Origin of the sequence: uncultured Dubosiella sp., from assembly GCF_964018005.1 — a bacterium.
GTDB lineage: Bacteria > Bacillota_I > Bacilli_A > Erysipelotrichales > Erysipelotrichaceae > Dubosiella > Dubosiella muris.
Map to the genome: position 1 here is coordinate 1 of NZ_CAXHOA010000048.1, position 1,393 is coordinate 1,393.

At 37.6% G+C, this 1,393-nt stretch carries 2 protein-coding genes; both read right to left on the reverse strand.

All coding sequences use genetic code 11. From position 1 onward, the window contains the following. The coding region (locus ABNS49_RS13680) for a hypothetical protein (RefSeq protein ID WP_348688290.1) at nt 1–213 on the reverse strand (213 nt) is incomplete at its 3' end. A gap of 82 nt (nt 214–295) precedes the next feature. Then, nucleotides 296–1,393 (reverse strand): glycosyltransferase family 2 protein (locus ABNS49_RS13685; protein ID WP_348688291.1); only part of this gene is annotated, 1,098 nt, incomplete at its 5' end.

Below are 1,393 nucleotides of genomic sequence, written 5' to 3' on the forward strand. Positions count from 1 at the left end.
CCAATTTAAATGCTGATAGTAATTCCATAAAGCAAGCAAAATCAAGACAACCAATCCGATCACGACACAAATTGGAATCAACAAGTTGTTTGGAAGCACTTGAAGATTTTGAATTTGGTAAATAAAATATCCAGCAAGAGCCAAAATAATAAGTGAAAAAAAGATAACTATCATTTTATACACTTTTGGATTTTTTAAATTCTTTTCATTCATAAAGTTTCCTTTCTCAAGTTTTTATATTCTAGTTAAATTTTCCCACATGAACAAAAATAAAATTCTAACAAGCAATCTATTTCTATAAATAAATGAATGGTCCCAGCTCAATTTTAAAGTTTGGATTATAGTACGGATCCCCTTCTGTTAGGATCTTTCCCCATTTTTTTTGAAACTTCGCCACCTCGTTATTGAACCGCTCTATTTTTTCTTCGCTGTCCTCATAGCCTCTCGACTTGGATTCATAGTGAAACCAAATCGAAAAAGCGTCATAAACCACAAGATATCCTAATTCGCGAATTTTCAAACATAAATCCACATCGTTGCAAGCCACTTTAAACTGAGGATCAAATCCATCCACTTTTTCAAAGACAGATTTTTTCACCATCATACAGGCGGCAGTGACCGCCGAATAGTCACAATTCAGCTGCGCCCGCATCATATAACCCGGCTGATCCTCGTCGATTCCATTGTTGATATGGACTGCATAGCCTGAAAAACCAATCACGACACCCGCGTGTTGAATCGTCCGATCATCGTATAAAAGTTTGGCACCAACAGCCCCGACTTCATTACGCATGCATACCCCAAGCATATTTTGAATCGAATCCGGTCGAATCATTTCCGTGTCATTATTCAAAAACAAAATATAATCGCCCTTGGCGTACTGGACGCCAAAATTATTGATCTTCGAATAATTAAAATCATCTTTCCAGTACACGATTTTTACATTGGGATGCGCCCGTTCCAGCTCTTGATAATATGTAAACGTTTCGGATTCCCTGGAGTTGTTTTCCACGATAATGATCTCAATATTTTTGTAAGTATTGATTTCAAATAAAGAATCCACGCAAGTTTTTAAAACATCTCTATGATCCATGTTCGGAATGACGACTGAAACAAGCGGATTTCCCGGCGTGGCATACGTTGTTTCATAACAACCGTAATATGGTTTCGGCAAAAGCTTTACCGTCGCAGATAAACCAATGCGCTTATAATGATCTAAAATCGCGTTTTTCCCCGCCTCGTAGCAATACATTTTGCTTTCCGGATTCATAGCAGTTGATAAAGAATGCATTCGCCAATGATACAGCATCTTCGGTAGATGGTAGATTTTATTCGTTTGCTCAAAAACCCGGAACATAAAATCATAATCCTGCGCGCCGTCATACTCTTTTTT